Below are 16,457 nucleotides of genomic sequence, written 5' to 3'. Positions count from 1 at the left end.
GCTCATACAGGCCGCTCCTTCTGATAAGCTGATGCTTCCGGAAAGATCTGCGCTCAATTTTCCGCCGGGTTACAAAGCAGTGACGAAAATTGCCTATCGCAGTGCCCAGTAATACCAGAATTATATTATCGATCCTGAATCACGATCCTGGTTAATATCGAGGGCGATGAAATCGCGTGGTTGATCGATGTTACCGCAACCTCCACGATTTGATCGTCATCGGTTGAATCTAAAATAATGATTACACTACGTTCTATTATTTTATATGGAAGTTTCTCGTGTGAAATAAGTATTTTATTTATCTCGTCGCCTTGATTTATGAAATATTTTTCATTGGCTTCTGTCACGGTAAAGCTTAGATATTCTACCTTTATACTTGATACATATCCCCTTTTATCAATCTCCCTTGCAAGTGCGTGTAGTATAGGTCCACCAATCGCATCAGAGTCCACAAGCGATACAACTAAAATCGTGTTCGACGAGCCGCGTCCGAGCGCTTGGGCATACGCATGAGGTGTATAACCAAGGGCGGTCACCGATTTGCGTATTCTTAACGATAAGTCTGGTGAAACTAAGCCCTTGCCCGAGACTACGCGCGAGACCGATGCGATCGACGCACCTGCATGCATCGAGACATCTCGAATCGTCGCTCGTTTAAATTTCATGCCGGTCATTTCCGTCCAATTATCCCGATACCCAAGTTTTGCTGATTGGAGCCATATTGCAAGCCTTTGATATCGCCGTAATGCTCAGCGCTTGGCCGAAGTCGCACCCTAACCATTCGTAGCGTCGTTTAGGGTATACCCCGGGAAAGCATTCAATCTGATACACTGGCGACGTTCAATCAGGGTCAAGTTATGGAACTTACACACGCTGTCGAACAGGTCTAAACCCTGATAAAACAGTAAAATTACGATTACCTTATCTTGTTACGCTCTCGTATCGACGCTTGATCACTATCTTGGCATTCAGGTGGTGCGCGGCTGGGTGTCAGACGATCCGCTCCGAAAAAATTCGGTATGTAGCGCGGGGGTGCGGACGGGCGCGCAGACCTTTGCTGCGGTTTTTAGCGTTCTTGGGTTTTGGTTCGGCCTCGGCTAAGGTGTCACAGAATGGACACAGACCTGTGGCCGTAATCGAGCCGGGACGAGACATCTCTAAATGACGATGAGACTCCATCTGGAGGAGATTATTCAGCCGGCCGCGCTCGCCTTCGGAGCGCGCGTCAAGGCGCGACGGAAGGCGCTTGGGCTTACTCAGACCGACATCTACAAGCGTACGGGTATCGGGATCGGATACCTGTCATCGATAGAGCGGGGCCGTGCTAACCCGACGCTAGACATGATGATAAAGCTCTCGGCAGCGTTAGGTATGGATATCTGGGATTTATTGCGTCCTTCTGACGAGTCGGCCGAGGCTAAAGGGGTATGATTCCTTAGGCGTCGTCATTTGATCTCGTCGAAGGGGGTCGGGAATATATTCACAATGTTGGTCTCGCTATAATCCCGGAGAAAGGTCTTCGGATCGATATAGGTATCGGCGAAACAGGGATGGGTTGCACGATCAAAACACTCACGAAGCCATTTCACTGTTGCCAAAATGGCTGGGGATGGCTTTGCTTTGGATCGATAGACGAGACGAAGTTCTCGTCGTATCCGCAGTTCTGGAGGCACCGGAACCGCAGCGCTTGTAATTTCGCTAACGAAGGTAGGCAGGGCACCGATACCAATACCCTTTGTGACCGACCAAAGCTGAGATAGCGAAGAGTTGGTTCGCATTGCGATGAACCCTTGAGGGCGTTCAGTGCCGATCAGAAAATCAAGTTGCTCCGAGCGAACGCCAGGGCCGACATGCTCCACGATCCGATGGTCTTTGAGCGAGTCCACGGTTGATGGGACGCCGTGCCGTTGGATGTAGCTCTTGCTGGCATATACAGCGAAATGAACGGTAGCCAATTTCGACGTAATGAGATTCACCTCAGCTGGCTGTTCGTACGTCAGCCAGATGTCAGCCGCGCGCGTTCGGTCACGGGTAAGGTCGTAGTCGAAATCTAAGCCAATGGTCATGTTCGGCAGAACGGCCTGTAACCGCGGCATTCTCGGCGTCAGCCACAGCGTTCCGATACCCTCGGTACAGGCTATAGTGATCTGTCCCGGCCTTAAGAGAACGTCTTTGGTGCCATCCGAGACATCCCATTCCGCGGCGTCGCTCATCGCCTGACCAATTCGAAGAAGCTTCTCTCCGTCTTCGGTCAGCACGATCCCGTTGGCACTACGATGTGCCAGATGCAGGCCGAGCCTTGACTCTACGTGCTTTATTCTCCGACGGATCGTGTTCACCACGACGCCGTAATCTGAAGCGACCTTCCGCATACTGCCCAAGCGCTGGATGGCACGGAACAACCTCACGTCGTCCCATTCTAGGTCGGCGAACTCGCCCTGCTGTTCAGTGTTCACCCCTGGAACAGGTGGTGCAACTTTTGTGATCCTGCCGCCCGGCCGCTTTCGCAATATCACCCTCCCACAACGACGCCGCGCGAGGGATATCAAATGTTTCAAGAAGTTGGCAATCCGATAGGCTCCCAACCGGCCTATTTCTGGGATGGTTGCTTCGATGAGCGGATGGATACGCTCATCGCGCGTAATCACCGTCGCCAAGTCCGGCTGCAGCGCCTCCTCCCCGGCAGCACCATAAAGATGATCGATAACGTGCGCGATCTGCTTCCGCTGGCGGACCCGGTCCAGGTCGCCCGAATGCTCGAAAAAAACCCGGATATCGTCCGATCCGTAACCGTGCCCGGCCAAAGCGGCACCGCAGGCCTCTTCGCCTACCTGCCGCTTAATGCGTACGGAGCATGGGCGCTAATGACCGGCCGATACGATGGAAGTAAGCCTGACCCGGCCTGGATTTGCTCGGCTGGAGAAAAACCGTCGGCGATCGCTATCTGGCTGATCGTCGCGCCAAGACTGCTGACCCGTATGTTCGAGCCGATCGCGCAGCTTTTCCGTGAACTTTGCCCAGAAGGCTGCGCCATCTTCTCGTACGGAGCGACAGATGCCTCAGCGAACATCCAACGTGCGGTCGGTTTCCGTCCTGCCCAAGAGATGTTCCCCGGCGCCCCCGCTCATCTGGTCGCGGCATGCCCGGACAGTGCCGTGCCGATCGATATCGCCCGGAACATTGAACGGGCACGTCGGGGGCATGTGCACGTCGGCGTCGCCCGCTCGATCGAGGACATGGCCAAGGTCTTCTCGGTCCGCTCCGCCACCTTTCAAGCTGAACAGGCATGCCCTTACGAGGAAGAGTTCGACGGCAACGATTTTTGCGCGACACAGCTTCTGGCTTACGTCGGCGATGATCCGGCTGCTTGTATCCGCATCCGCTACTTTGGCGAATTTGCGAAGCTCGAGCGCCTTGCCATTCGTCGCGAATATCGAAGCCGGAGTCTCTCGCGCCCGTTGGTCGAAGCGGCTCTGGCTCACTGCGCGCGGAAAGGCTTCCGCCGGATCTACGGGCATTCGCGTTCGGATCTCGTCGGATTTTGGCAGCGCCTAGGTTTCGATGTCATCCCGGCACGCCCGCCTTTCTGGTTCTCAGACGTGGAATATGTCGAGATCGTTGCAGAGTTGACCGCGGATCCGCTCGAAATCCGGTTCGGGATCGACCCGATGATGGCGATTAGGCCAGAGGGCCGTTGGGACGAACCTGGCCCCCTCGACATGTCTCTCGTCCGTTCGTCGTTAGCGGCATGAACAGGGTGTTTAGCCGTCCTCAAGCGAAAGCTGCAACTGTGCCGGGACCCGAGGAAATTGGTGCGCCCAATAGCCTTGAATTGCGATCGCGGTTTGCGGATCGAGTCCGAGCCCTGCTTGGCGAGTTAGGGTTGTCCAAGGATGACCTTGTCGAGCGTAGTGCGCTTCCGTCGGGCCGGGTCGATCGTATCTTAGCCGGCAGTCTCGTCCCGCTCACTTTCCGCGACCTGACGATCATCGGCGCCGTTCTGGGTATGCCGGTTCACACCCTTCTTCTCCCGACCAGCCCTGCGGTCGAGGTCGTATCGCTCGAGGTAGTTGAAGAGCGTGGACCGGGCGACGCCTAGTTCCTGCGCAACGTCCGTGGCGGTTGCGCCCGGCGCACTAAGCCTTTTACGGATTTCCGGCAATTTGTCTGGTCCAAGCAGTCGCTTGCGTCCTGGGGGCGACATCTCGGCAGGATGTGTCTTGATGCCGTGGATGTGCCGATAGTGGGTGTCCAAGGCATCGAGCATCGCGTGGAGCTTATCATCAACACCGGGCTCGACAACAATCCGGGGCGTACAGATTTCAAAGCTGACGCCATTCCGCAGCAGCTTGGCTATTGCTCGCACGAGCATGGGGGTTGCGATCGCTAGGCAGGAAAGATCGTGGACTTTCACCCGATCACCGGCCTCAAGGCCGATGCCCTTGCGCTCTAGCAACTCGGTGAGCTGGTTGAAGGTCTTCCGTCCCGCAAGAACCTCGATGTCATCAGGGTTCAGGCACAACTGTTGGCTTTCAATCGTCGGCGAACCCGGTGTTTCCGCGAGAAAAGCGACGCTTTTGCCCAATCTTCTGCCCTTTAAGCGGAGCTCATTGCCCAGTGACCCGGACGACGCTTGGGAGCGCCACCCGCTAAAAGGGCATTTTCTATGTCAGGCCGCCCAAATCGGCAAGCGAGGGACGACGCGGGGCGGAAGCGATTTCTCAGTCGGAAACGCCAGATGAACATTCGCCGCCCTGGCGATTGCGGGTTGCAAGACTCGTCAGATATCGATAAGGATCAAATCTGTACTAAGCTGACAGAAGGCGGTCATGCTTCCAGTGGGTCTCACGGCAAAAGCGATCCAGCTCTGCGCAGCAGGGCTCGGAGGCGGCGTGACGCCGCTGCCAGCGCCTTATGCGCTCTTGGTACATGCGGGTGCAGCGCTGAGCCGTGAGCCCGTTACCGAGGCCGACGCTGAGGCGACGGTCCGGGATCTCATCACGTTAGGCGCGGATTTCGAGGCGGGTCCGCTTGCGATCAGCGGGCATGACTTTGCGACATACGGCGTAACGCCCGCGTCGGTGTTCGACGCGTGCGCGCTCTCTCACATCGATGACGGTACGCAGGGTGCGCCGATCGATCGTGCGGCGACGGTATCCAATGTTGCAGCCCTCGTCCGTCGCGCCTTCGGCGCGCGGATCACCGACACGATCCGCCCGATGAACGCGAGCTACGGCGCGCGGTATAGCTGGCACAAGTTCGGCCAGGCGGTCGACTTCGTACCGGCAGGCGGCGTCAATTCGATCAACCGCGATCAGATCCGCGCGTTGATGGCGCAGAGCGGGTTTCGCTTGATCGAGCTACTCGGCCCGGGCGATCGCGGCCACTCCAACCATTGGCACGTCGCCTTCGCGCGTCCGGGCCAAGTCATCGACCGTACACGGCCGATCGAGGAGGATGAAGACTGGATCGTGAACGTCGCCAGCGCTGATGCGCCGGCTTCGGCGCCGATTGGGACCGATGCGCACACCGCGCCTGCCTCGGTCCTGCAAACCGCAGCGAAGGCCCCGCCACAATGGGACGTCTTCGCCAGCGCGGTTTGGCGCGCTTCTCAGGGAGGTGGTTCATGATGCGACGTGTTCTGAATAAGCTGAGCGGTGCCACTGGAGCGGTCGCGCTGTGCGCGGGCGGTTTGGTCGCCGTAGCTGCCCCTCAACCGGCCTTTGCTTCGGATTGGGGCTGTCAGGTGGTCCTTTGCCTCGCCACGCCGGGGTCCACGACAAAGTACGCGGAGTGCGTGCCTCCGATCACGAAACTGTGGAACGCGCTCGCCATGGGTGGCGGGTTCCCCTCCTGCACCGGGGTCGGCGTTAAAACGAAGTCGGCAAAGCATGGTTATACCATGTCCGTGACCCAGCCCGACGGCAGCACGTCGCACTACTCGCTCGACACGCGCTACCAGACGGTGACGCAGCAATGATCCATGCCGTCGCCGCCATCACCGTTCTGGCGCAGAAATGCGCGTCCGAAGTCGCGACCGAAGCGGTCGTGCCTCTTGTGGTGACGGAGAGTGGCGGCGACGATCTTTCGATCAACGTCAATCGTGGCCCGCGCGTGCGGGCGGGCTCTGTTGCTGAAGGTGCCGCATTGGTGCGGAGCTACATGGCGAAGGGCTATACGGTCGATGTGGGCTTGGCCCAGATCAACTCCGCTAATTTCTCGCGGCTTGGCGTGAGCGTTGAACAGGCGTTCGATCCGTGCACGAACCTGCGTCTCGCGTCGTCGCTGCTGCAAGAGGGCTATGGCCTCGCCAGCCGCCATTACAGCGGCCTCGACGCGATCTCGGCGACCTATTCGCTCTACAACACCGGCACGCTGACGCGGGGCTTTCGTAACGGGTATGTCGGCCGCGTGTGGTCGGCCGCAAGCGGCATGGGCACGATTCAGGCCGCGCCGCCTATTCCAGGTGCGCCCGCTGTGGCGGCCGCTGCAACCAGCGCGGCCAAGCCCGCCAGTGCCGGTGATAATTGGGTGGTCGGTCAGATCGCTTCCAACGCAGTCGAGGTTTTCAAATGAGCGTGGATAATACCGTTGCGCGGCCCGGGCGGGACGTGGAGCCGGAAGCCGCAGATGCCGGCTTCAAGCTGCCGCCCGATCTGGCCGAGCGGTACAACGTTCGCGTCATCCCGACAAAAGAACCCAACGAGTTTCGTATGGGCATGTTTCGGCCGGGTGATCGCGGTGACGCGTCGATCGAAGTTCTGGGCAACGGCGATCGGATCGTTGCTCGGAAGGAGGACCCTGAAACCGTCGCGGCGCTCGTAATGATCGCCAAGCATAACGGTTGGGAGGGTATCGATGTCGATGGATCGCCCAAGTTCAAGAAGGCCGTATGGGAGGCCGGTTCGCGCGAGGGGCTGACAGTCCGGGGTTATGAGCCGAGCTTCGGCGAACAGGAGCGCATGGCCGAGTTGCGGCGTGCGGATGAAGCACGGCGCGAACGCGAGGCGGCTGCAAAGCCGGCGCCGGTCGTCGAACAGGTTGCGCCGGTCGCGGCTGCCGTTGCGGTCGAAGCGGTCGCTCCAGCACGGTCGGCCGATGTCGGTCGCGAAGCCGTTGCAGAACCGGCGCCAGCACAAGGCAGCACGGAATTGTCGGATGCCGACAAGCGTCTGCTGCTGACGTTGAGCGTTTATACCCAGGACCATAAGGCGCTCTCCCAGAGCCTCACACCGAACCTGGAGCCGATGGAATTGGGGTTCCGGTACGAGCGCCTCGAAGTAAACAACGAGGCGCTCAACGGTGCGTTGGAGCGTGCGCTTGAAAGCCCTACGCTGGTTAGCTCGTTCTCCAAGGCGGGTTATGAGCCGGACGATCTGCGCCGGATGGCGCATGAGGGTGAGTGGGACGGTGAGGTCGCGGATGCGGTCTACATCGTTCGGTCGGGGCTTAATCGTCATGAGGTGGCGAAGCAATCGGTCGCGGCGTTCGTACAGGCGGAACGTGACGACGAGTTCTCCGGAGCGCCTACGGTAGCGTCTGAAAGACGGGCCGAGCGGCACGAGACTGAGGAATTGGCCGAGCTGTTCCTTCGCGGCAGCGAGGAGCGGATCGCGGCTGACCCACGCCTTGCCAATGCGGTCGAAGCGCAGGCGGCAATGGAGCAGCATATTAGCGTGGCTTTCGAGGGGGACGCGGATCGGATCATGTCCGCTAACCTCGAGAGCCGCGAATTGATCTCGGCCGCGCTGTCGCGCGGCCTGGATGTTTCGGCCCGTGAGCCAACCCCCGTTCGGCAAATCGAACCGATCCAAATCACCCACGACCTCGAGAGGTAAACTCAAGCCATGGAGACCCGTATGAAGTTCACACGCCAAATGGGCCGGATGATGTCTGACCCCCGTGCCCGTCAAATCGTAGGCATCGCAGGTGCGGTTGCCCTGATCGCAATCGCACAACCAGCTCTCGCACAGAGCAGCGGTGGTACGTCGATCGAAACCGGTCTCGGTACGATCAAGTCGTGGATGACCACGGTCGCCTCGGTTGTCGGCGTCATCGCCATCATGGCGGTCGGCTATGCCAAGCTGACCGGCCGGATGGACTGGGGTCGGGCCGTCACGGTGCTGATCGGTATCGGCATCATCTTCTCGGCGACCACGATCGTCGGCTGGATGGGCGGGTCCGCCTGATATGGAAGACAAACTCGCCGAGGATAAGGTGTTCCTCGCCCTGACCAGACCATCGGTGTTCATGGGATTGCCGCTCGAGGCGATCCTGCCGATCATCATGGTCTGCATGGTGTTCTGGGGGATTTTCCATAATCCGTTCTATCCCCTGGGCTTGTTCGGGGCACTTTACCTGCCGGCGCGCTGGATCTGTCACTACGACTTCAATGCGTTCCGGTTGTGGGGCCTGTGGTTCCAGACGGGCTTTCTCTCCAAGAATCGCAAATTCTGGGGGGGCGGGAGCTACTCTCCCGTCCGCCTCGGAAAAAGCGTGAAGCGGAAGCATTTCGGCAATGACTGATTCCAAGCTGAAGCATAAGAAAACCACGCTTCGCGAGGCGGATGATATCAAGTTCATCCCTTACACGCGGCACGTCGACGATACCTTGGTCGCTCTCGAAGACGGCTCGGTCATGCGCATGTACCGCGTCGATGGCCGTCCGTTCGAGACGAGCGACATCGCCGACCTGAACACATGGCATAGCAAACTCAACATAGCGTGGCGCTCGATCGGTGACGATCGCGTCGCGATGTGGACGCATCTCGTGCGAACCGCGACCGATCCTGCTCTCGGAGGCGAATTTCACTCTGCCTTCGCGCGCCAGTTGCAGGAAAAGTATGCCGAAACGCTGAAGGAAAAGGTCCTCTACCACAACGAATTCTACGTCACGATCCTCGTGCGCCCGTCCAGCATGGCGGGCGATCAGCTGGGGCGGTTCTTCTCGAAGAAGCAGGCGACCACTGAGATCGATAGTCGCGCGCTGGCGCTCATGGCGGACAAATGCCGCGATTTTGAATCGCTGCTCGCTGAAGTCGCGCCGGAGCCGCTGTCGCTCTACGAGCACAATGGCGTTCTGTTTTCGCAACCGATGGAAGTGCTGCACTTCATCCTGACCGGCGATCGCATTCGCGTGCCCTTGCTCGATGGCCGGCTCGGTCAGGCACTATATTCCTCGCGGGTGGTATTCGGCCGCGAAGCGGCCGAGATTCGCTTGCCGCACAAGTCGCATTACCTCGGCATGTTCGGTGTGCGCGAGTATGTCGCCAGCACGCGGAGCGGGCAGTTCAACAGCCTCCTGACACTCGATTTCCCATTTGTGCTGACCCAGAGCTTCGCGCCAATGGTGAAGTCGATCGCGAGCGAGCGGTTCACGAAAAAATATAAGCAGATGGTATCGTCGGACGACGCCGGCGTCAGCCAGGCGGAGGAGCTGCTCGACGGCGTTGATGATCTCATGGCGAACCGCTTCGCCATGGGCGAGCATCATCTGTCGATCTCGGTGATCGACGAGGATCCGAAGCGCCTGTTGGAGCGGTTGTCGATCGCGCGATCGGCTGCGGCCGATACGGGCATGGTGATGGCACGCGAGGACGTTGCGCTGGAAGCCGCGTTCTGGGCGCAGCTCCCCGGCAACTTCAAGATGCGCGCACGCCCTGCCGTCATCAACACGCGCAATTTCGCGGCGCTCAGCCCGTTCTACACCTTCCCGGCCGGCCGCAAGTCCGGGAACCACTGGGGCGATGCAGTGACGCTGCTCAAAACGCGCGCTGGCTCATCGTTCTGGTTCAACTTCCACCGTGCCGACATCGGCCACACGCTCATCATCGGCCCGACAGGCGGCGGTAAGACGGTCCTGCAGAACTTCCTGCAAGCGCAGCTCGAAAAGACCGGCGCGAAGCAGGTCTTCTTCGACAAGGATCGCGGTGCGGAGATCTTCGTGCGCGCCTGTGGCGGCACGTATCTGGCGCTACGCAATGGCGAGCCTACGGGGTTCGCGCCTCTCAAGGGGCTAACCGCCAGCCCGCACAACATTGCGTTCCTGCGGCAATTTATCCGCGTGTTGGTGCGCCGAGAGAACCGGCCGCTTAGCGTCGCGGAAGAGCGGCTGATCGACGAGGGTATCGACGCCGTGATGCGCCTGCCGGCGCCATCGCGGTCGTTCAGCGCGCTGCGCGAGATGCTGGGTTATTCCGACGCTGAAGGCATCGGCGCCCGGCTCGAACGCTGGTGCCTGGGCGGGCCGCTCGGGTGGGCGTTCGACGGGCCGCAAGACGAGGTGTCGATGGCGGCGCAGTTCGTCGGGTTCGACATGACGGACTTCCTTGAGAACCCGGAGATCCGCACCCCGACGATGCTGTACCTCTTCCACCGTGTCGACGAGTTGCTGAACGGGCAGCGCGTCGTGGTCGACGTCGACGAGTTCTGGAAGGCGCTGGAGGACGATGCGTTCCGCGCTTTTGCGCAGGACGGCCTCAAGACCTTCCGTAAGCGCAACGCCTTTATGGTGTTCGGTACGCAGTCGCCGGCCGACGCGCTGCGCTCGCCGATCGCGCACTCGATCATCGAGCAGACGGCAACCAAGATCCTGTTGCCCAATTCGGACGCGAAGCGGTCGGACTATTGCGACGGTCTCGGCCTAACAGAGGCGGAGTTTAGGCTGATCCGGGAGGATTTGACGCCGGAGAGCCGCACCTTTCTGGTCAAGCAGGGTCACACCTCGATCGTGGCAAAGCTTGATCTCGGCGGAATGCCCAATGAGTTGAAAGTGCTTTCTGGCCGCGAGGAAACGCTCGTCGCCATGGAGGAGGCCATTGCCCATGCGGGCAACGATCCCGCGGCGTGGCTGCCGCATTTCTACGCCAACCAAAGGAGAAGCTGACATGTCGCTCAAGAACATCCTCATGTTTGCAGCCGCGCCGGTCGCGCTCGCTGCGTTTGCGTCGCCGGCCGCGGCCCAGGGCATCCCTGTGTTCGACACCTCGACCTACGTCCAAGCACTCGCGCAGGTCCAGAATACGGTCAAGATGATCGACCAGGGCAAGCAGCAAATTCAGCAGGCGCAGGACTCGTTCAATTCGCTGTCGAAGCTGACCAACGTCAACAGCATCGCACCGCAGTTGCTGAATTCGCAGGTGCGTAACATTCTGCCTAACACGTCGATCGATGCGTCGACGCTTCTCAGCGGCGACCTGTCGAAGATCGGTTCGCTGGGTACGCTCGCATCGAGCATTCAGTCTCGTTACGCATTGTCGTCGGGTTCCGATGCCGACGCCGCATATAACCAGGCGCTGAAGGATGCGACCGGATCGTCTGCGGCAATGGCTGCGATGGGCGAGAATACGCTGAGCATCACTCAAACCCGCATGCAGGGCCTCGACCAGCTCCGCTCCCAACTCGATTATGCGAAAGATCCAAAGGACGTCATGGATCTGCAAGCTCGCATCGCCGTCGAACAGGCGCAGCTTCAGAACGACACGTTGAAGATGCAGGCGATCCAGATGGCCCAATCTGGTGAAGGTAACCTCGCTATCACCAGCGCCGAGATGGCGCAGGCTCGGAATGCCGCGGCTTTTTACGACGCCAATACGATTAGGAAATAACGATGCGCAAAAGACTCTGCATTTCCGTATTGTTGCTAGTTTGCGGATGCCAACAGAATGTTGTGGTTCCGACTACACAGGAGTTGCTGAATAACCGGAAACTTCTCGGAGAGTGGCAGGCAAAGTGCGACACTGGGGAGTATAGCCATCTCCCAGCTGATCAGAAGACCAACATGTGCTCCACTACCCAAAACGCCGTCATATCTGCAGCTGAGATACAGGCCGGCAAGGATTCACAGAACTTCTACGACGCGAATACCAAGCGTAAATAGTTCGCTATCTCTTTTTTTATAGCCGTAGGATTTCTATCAATGCCCGGTCCAGTCAACATAATGACGCTGTTCACGACCAGTTACGCGTATGTTGAAACTGCGATAACGGCGGCTGTGGCAAGCTTCGGATCGGGATTGGTTACATTTGTGGCGGCGCCCCTTGCCCTCGCAGCAACTATTTACTTTTTAGTGCTCGGCTTTGCGGTGCTTCGGGGCGCCATACAAGCACCCTTACGGGAATTAGTATTCCAAGCCGGAAAGGTTGGTTTCGTGTTAGCGGCGGCTAGCTCGATCGGATACTCGGCCTTTGTTGTAAACGTAGTTACAAATCTTCCGGGAGAAATCATCGCGGCTGGATCGGGCACTCCTGTTGGTAACCCTGGCACCACGTTTGACTCCTATGTTTCCGATACGACTAAACTTGCCAAGTTGTTGACGAATGCAAACGCGAAGGTCCAGGCGCAGCAGCCTCAGGGCATCACTGACATCCGCACACCACTCCTCCAGCTACGTTGTTACCTAATCACGTATTTATGCATCGCTATCCTATACGTTTTTGCCTTTCTTTCGGCATGTGTTGGATTTTGTATTGTTATATTCGCAAAGCTTTCTGTGGCCATATGTGTAGCATTAGCTCCTCTGGCACTTGCTTGCTTACTGTTTAATTCCTCTCGATGGTTATTCGACGGTTGGTTGAAGCAGACAGTAAATTTCATACTTCTGATGGTTGTAATGGCTATTATGACGAAGTTCATCACTGGTTTGCAGGTCGCTGCTATGGATAGCACTCTCAATGCTTTAGGCGATGGGAGTCAGTTTAATACGATGCAGGGGACGTTTATCGTATTAAATACCGATTTGATCATGGCTGCAACGCTCGTCTGTAGTGCCATCTACATCATCGGCACGATCTTCTTTTTCCAAGCTCCAGCCATTGCTGCGGGTATCGCGGGTGGCGCGTCGTCGGGCGGCCACGGCTTCCTGTCGACTGGCGCGAACATGTTGACCAACAAGCTCATGTTCCGGCGAGCGACGCAGGCGAACCGCCCAGCGGGAGGCGGCTCAGGCGGCTCCGCAAATCGCTCGTCGTAAATCGGCTTATCGGCCGCTCACGAACAATGAATCACGCACACCGCCCCTGCGGCAAAGATACGAACGGAGACCGTATGAAAAGGCTGACTATCGTGGCGTTAGGCGCGGTTGCGCTTAGCGGTTGCACCGGGACTCACATCAAACCCGTTTCCGTCTGCGACGGTAAGCACCGTCGACCTGCGAACCTGTACGGCACGATCCTGCCGAGTTTGCCCGTACCGGTGCCGGCATCGCAGCAGGGCACAGGGCAGTCGATGGTCGCGCCGCCTAGCGGCGCGGCGTCACCGGCACCGGCACCTGCGCCTCCGTCAGATCCGGTGCTGATGCGGGATGATGCCCCCCGTCCGGTTCCCACTCCTTCTCCGCCGCAGACGCCCGGCGCAGCGCCTGCTGCGCCAATGGGGCCTGGGGCGATGAACGTTCCGCGATCAGTGCCTCGGATGTCCCAGCGGGATGTCGCGCTGTCCTACTCCTCCTGCTGAAGGGATCGACGCCATGGGCGCGGTGAAGTCCGAAGATAAAGAGAAATACTTCGAGACATCGAGGACCTGGGAATATGACCGCATGCGTGCGGCGATTCAGTCCAAGAAGCTCGCTTGGGGTGTAGCTACAGGTGCCTGCGCGCTTTCCGTAGCATCGGTCGCGGCTGTGGCCATGCTGGCCCCGCTGAAGACGGTCGAGCCTTATGTCATCCGGGTCGACAAATCGTCCGGCGAAACGCAGGTCGTGACGGCCCTCAAGGGGCCACAACCGCGCACTTACGATGATGCGGTCAACCGCTACTTCATCTCGCAATATGTGCGGCTCCGCGAAGGTTGGTTGAACGATGCGGCACGCGAGAACGCTTATACCGTCATGCTCACGAGCGATGCGGCCGAGGGCGCTCGCTACCTGAACGGTGTTACGGCTAACAACAAGCACGCGCCGTCGAACATCTACGGAAACAAGGGCTATGTCTCGATCTCGATCCGGACGATCAGCTTCCTTAGCCCGACCGTCGCGCAAGTCCGCTTCACCAAGATCATCACGTTCGGGCAGAACACGCCGATCGCGCAGAATTGGAACGCGATCATGACCTTCAAATACACCACGGCGCCGGAACACGAGAAGGATCGGAACATCAATCCCCTCGGCTTCCAGGTCGTCAACTATCGTTCCGACCCGGAGGCGTGAGATGACCGATCAGCCAAAGACCCCGGACAATGGCGATCGCGTCATCGTCCCCTTCATGCCTGGGCTTCGCAAGAAGCTGGCGGTGCGCTTGTCACCGCAGACGACGGATTTGGTCGTGACAGAGAGCGGCTCGAAGAGCCGCTTCTGGCGCGGAGTTGGGGCGGTGTGGCAGCGCCTCATCGCATTTTCGGTCGTAGGCGCTGTTGCGGTTACGCTGATGCCGCAAGCGGCATTTGCGTCCGAGACGCCGATTTCTGGCGGTAAGGACGCGCGCGTCCGCAACGTCAACTACGATCCCGACCAGGTGGTGACGATCGTCGGCAGCTTCCGCCACGCGATCGAAATCCAGTTCGGGCCCGGCGAGACGGTCACGCAGGCCGCATTGGGAGACACAGTGTCGTGGCAGATCGCGCCGGTCGGCAATGTCGTTTTCCTCAAGCCGCGCGAGAAGGCGGGCGGGACGAACCTGATCGTCATCACCAACGCTGGCGGAACGCCGCGGACCTATCATTTCAATCTGTCGCTCGGGACGGGCGAGACGATGTACGGTGTCCGATTCCGCTATCCACGCGAGGAACGGGCAATGGCCGCGCTACAGGTGCAGCTCGCTCAAGCGCAAACCGCCAAGGCGATCGAGACCAACGTCGCGCAAGCGGCACTCGACCATGCGGTGATCGAGGGTACTCGGAACATGAATTACACGGTGCAGGGCGACTCCGCTCTGCAGCCGACCGAGGTCTCCGACAATGGCGAGTTCACGGTGCTGCGCTATCCAGGGCACGCCGACATTCCCTCGATCTTCGCGGTCGACGTCGATGGGACCGAGACCATCGTCCCCTACGATGTGCGCGAGGACTTTGTGGTGATTCATGCGGTCTATCGTCAGCTCCGCCTCCGGCGCGGAACTACGGTACTTTGCATCTACAACGAGGCCCCGCTGCGAAACGATCGCGGCGATCGCACGGGCACCGTTTCCAATGTGGTCGAACGTAAAGTGAAGGGACAGTAACATGGTCGGCACCGTGATTGACCGGGGCGGCGACGTCGCTGCCGATACCGTCCCTCCCAGCGACATCGATAGCCCGGTCGTGCGCAGCGGGGGCTGGGGCAACATTGCCTTCATCGGCGCCGGCATCGGCCTTCTGGGTGCCATGGGCGGCATCATGATCGGCTATAGTGCCTTTCACCATTCCGCCAGCACGGAGGCTACCGCACAGCCGGCAAAAGCCAGCGAGCGGTCAGTGGACGACGTCATGGGCTCGCCGAACGCGCAGCGAGCAGCGCTGGCGGGTCAGCTCGGTCAATCCGGCGCGCAGCAGACGGACGTGTTCGGGCGACCGGTCACTCCAGCGGTCGGTACGCAGGTTACAGACGCCAACGGGAACCCGGTTCCAGCAACAGGGACGGCAACCGCCACGACAAACGGGCAGCAGTCGCACGCGGTGCGACGGGCCGAGCAAGCCCGCGCCATGGCGGACGCTGCGCGGCGATCGCCGATCATGGCCTTTGGCAACAGCAGCATGGCTTCGGGCGCCTCCATAGCCGCGCCCGGTATGGACGGGCAACAGGGCGCCGGGCAGGATGATGGGGCGCGTGGTGGGCAGTCGACGGTCTCGCGTCGCGGGCTCGGCGCGAGTGGGTTTGGCTCGTCGGATGAAGATGCCCCTGCTGCGCCGGCAAAGGGCTCCACCGATTTCAGTGATCAGCTCGGGCACTCCGCGATTCAGACTGTGCGGGCGACAATGGTCGCGGATCGCAACCTGCTTCTCAGCGCAGGCACTGTGATCCCCTGCACGCTTCAGACTGCAATCAACTCGACGCAGGCTGGGTTCGTGTCATGCGTCATCAACCACGACGTCTATTCCGAGAACGGCCGCATCGTCCTCCTCGACAAGGGGACCAAGGTGCTCGGTCAATATTCGGGCGGCATCACGCAAGGGCAGGCTCGGCTGTTCGTGCTGTGGACCCGCGCGTTGACGCCTCGCGGGGTCGCGATCGATCTCGGTTCGCCCGCGGCCGACAGTCTCGGCCGCGCTGGGCTTCCGGGCGGGGTAGATACGCAGTTCTGGGCGCGGTTTGGCGTCGGGCTTGTGATTTCGGTGCTGGAGGATGCCTCGCAGATCGCGAGCCGCTCGCTCGCCGGCGAGGGCAGCAACACGACGCAGGTTCCGAGCACCACGGGATCGACGGTCCTCCAGTCGACGATGCAGATCAAGCCGATCCTGAAGAAGAATCAGGGCGACACGGCTGCGATCTTCGTCGCCAAGGACTTCGATTTCCGCTCGGTCTATGACGTGGGGCTGAGGCGCTAAGC

Annotated in this window: 17 protein-coding genes; 14 read left to right on the top strand and 3 right to left on the bottom strand. The window is 59.6% G+C overall.

Annotated elements, in window-relative coordinates:
• Positions 1-125 precede the first annotated feature (125 nt).
• Entirely contained in the window at positions 126-674 is a 549-nt protein-coding gene (locus RH90_RS23025; protein WP_081477065.1) for a LacI family DNA-binding transcriptional regulator, read from the bottom strand.
• Positions 675-1,161: 487 nt separating this feature from the next.
• Between RH90_RS23025 and RH90_RS21005 the strand changes: the two genes are divergently transcribed.
• Positions 1,162-1,431 (top strand): helix-turn-helix domain-containing protein, encoded by a 270-nt coding sequence (locus tag RH90_RS21005; protein WP_010188901.1) that lies wholly within the window; start codon positions 1,162-1,164, stop codon positions 1,429-1,431.
• Positions 1,432-1,445: 14 nt separating this feature from the next.
• Here the strand turns inward: RH90_RS21005 and RH90_RS21000 are convergent, their stop codons facing one another.
• On the bottom strand, positions 1,446-2,510 hold the full coding sequence (locus tag RH90_RS21000; protein WP_232280468.1) for a LysR family transcriptional regulator: 1,065 nt from the start codon (positions 2,508-2,510) through the stop codon (positions 1,446-1,448).
• A 39-nt stretch (positions 2,511-2,549) separates the two neighbouring features.
• On the opposite strand from RH90_RS21000, the gene RH90_RS22320 reads away from it, so the two are divergent.
• Positions 2,550-3,752 (top strand): GNAT family N-acetyltransferase, encoded by a 1,203-nt coding sequence (locus tag RH90_RS22320; RefSeq protein ID WP_010188897.1) that lies wholly within the window; start codon positions 2,550-2,552, stop codon positions 3,750-3,752.
• Between the two features lie 191 nt (positions 3,753-3,943).
• Here RH90_RS22320 and RH90_RS20990 read toward each other — a convergent pair whose 3' ends face one another.
• Positions 3,944-4,585 (bottom strand): helix-turn-helix domain-containing protein, encoded by a 642-nt coding sequence (locus tag RH90_RS20990; RefSeq protein ID WP_029625568.1) that lies wholly within the window; start codon positions 4,583-4,585, stop codon positions 3,944-3,946.
• A gap of 307 nt (positions 4,586-4,892) precedes the next feature.
• On the opposite strand from RH90_RS20990, the gene RH90_RS20985 reads away from it, so the two are divergent.
• The 12 genes from RH90_RS20985 to virB10 all read left to right on the top strand — a co-directional run bounded on the left by RH90_RS20985 (position 4,893) and on the right by virB10 (position 16,455).
• Positions 4,893-5,630, top strand: coding sequence for a muramidase (locus RH90_RS20985; RefSeq protein WP_198283486.1), 738 nt, complete (start codon positions 4,893-4,895; stop codon positions 5,628-5,630).
• On the top strand, positions 5,627-5,980 hold the full coding sequence (locus RH90_RS20980; protein WP_010188889.1) for a hypothetical protein: 354 nt from the start codon (positions 5,627-5,629) through the stop codon (positions 5,978-5,980). The genes RH90_RS20985 and RH90_RS20980 overlap by 4 nt, the downstream gene beginning before the upstream one ends.
• On the top strand, positions 5,977-6,576 hold the full coding sequence (locus tag RH90_RS20975; protein WP_010188887.1) for a lytic transglycosylase domain-containing protein: 600 nt from the start codon (positions 5,977-5,979) through the stop codon (positions 6,574-6,576). The genes RH90_RS20980 and RH90_RS20975 overlap by 4 nt, the downstream gene beginning before the upstream one ends.
• Complete coding sequence (locus RH90_RS20970) at positions 6,573-7,838, top strand: LPD7 domain-containing protein (RefSeq protein WP_010188885.1); 1,266 nt, start codon at positions 6,573-6,575, stop codon at positions 7,836-7,838. The genes RH90_RS20975 and RH90_RS20970 overlap by 4 nt, the downstream gene beginning before the upstream one ends.
• Before the next feature lie 51 nt (positions 7,839-7,889).
• Positions 7,890-8,189 carry a TrbC/VirB2 family protein gene (locus RH90_RS20965; RefSeq protein WP_232280467.1) on the top strand — a complete coding sequence of 100 codons (300 nt, stop codon included), beginning with the start codon at positions 7,890-7,892 and terminating at the stop codon, positions 8,187-8,189.
• A 1-nt stretch (position 8,190) separates the two neighbouring features.
• The gene (locus RH90_RS20960) at positions 8,191-8,526 is read left to right on the top strand and encodes a type IV secretion system protein VirB3 (RefSeq protein WP_010188881.1); all 336 of its coding nucleotides are present in this window, start codon (positions 8,191-8,193) and stop codon (positions 8,524-8,526) included.
• Complete coding sequence (locus RH90_RS20955) at positions 8,519-10,885, top strand: VirB4 family type IV secretion/conjugal transfer ATPase (protein WP_010188878.1); 2,367 nt, start codon at positions 8,519-8,521, stop codon at positions 10,883-10,885. The genes RH90_RS20960 and RH90_RS20955 overlap by 8 nt, the downstream gene beginning before the upstream one ends.
• Before the next feature lies 1 nt (position 10,886).
• Complete coding sequence (locus RH90_RS20950) at positions 10,887-11,606, top strand: type IV secretion system protein (RefSeq protein ID WP_010188876.1); 720 nt, start codon at positions 10,887-10,889, stop codon at positions 11,604-11,606.
• 332 nt (positions 11,607-11,938) lie between these two features.
• Complete coding sequence (locus RH90_RS20945) at positions 11,939-12,970, top strand: type IV secretion system protein (RefSeq protein WP_029625567.1); 1,032 nt, start codon at positions 11,939-11,941, stop codon at positions 12,968-12,970.
• Between the two features lie 495 nt (positions 12,971-13,465).
• Positions 13,466-14,143, top strand: coding sequence for a virB8 family protein (locus RH90_RS20940; RefSeq protein WP_029625566.1), 678 nt, complete (start codon positions 13,466-13,468; stop codon positions 14,141-14,143).
• A 1-nt stretch (position 14,144) separates the two neighbouring features.
• Positions 14,145-15,152, top strand: a complete 1,008-nt coding sequence (locus tag RH90_RS20935; RefSeq protein WP_010188870.1) for a TrbG/VirB9 family P-type conjugative transfer protein — start codon at positions 14,145-14,147, stop codon at positions 15,150-15,152.
• Between the two features lies 1 nt (position 15,153).
• A complete protein-coding gene (gene virB10 / locus RH90_RS20930; protein WP_010188868.1) occupies positions 15,154-16,455 on the top strand; it encodes a type IV secretion system protein VirB10 in 1,302 nt (433 codons plus the stop codon).
• The last annotated feature ends 2 nt before the right edge of the window (positions 16,456-16,457 follow it).

Origin of the sequence: Sphingomonas sp. PAMC 26605 (assembly GCF_000241485.1) — a bacterium.
Taxonomy (GTDB): domain Bacteria; phylum Pseudomonadota; class Alphaproteobacteria; order Sphingomonadales; family Sphingomonadaceae; genus Sphingomonas.
The sequence above is the reverse complement of the archived record's forward strand: the minus strand, read 5'-3'. Positions and strand labels throughout refer to the sequence as shown.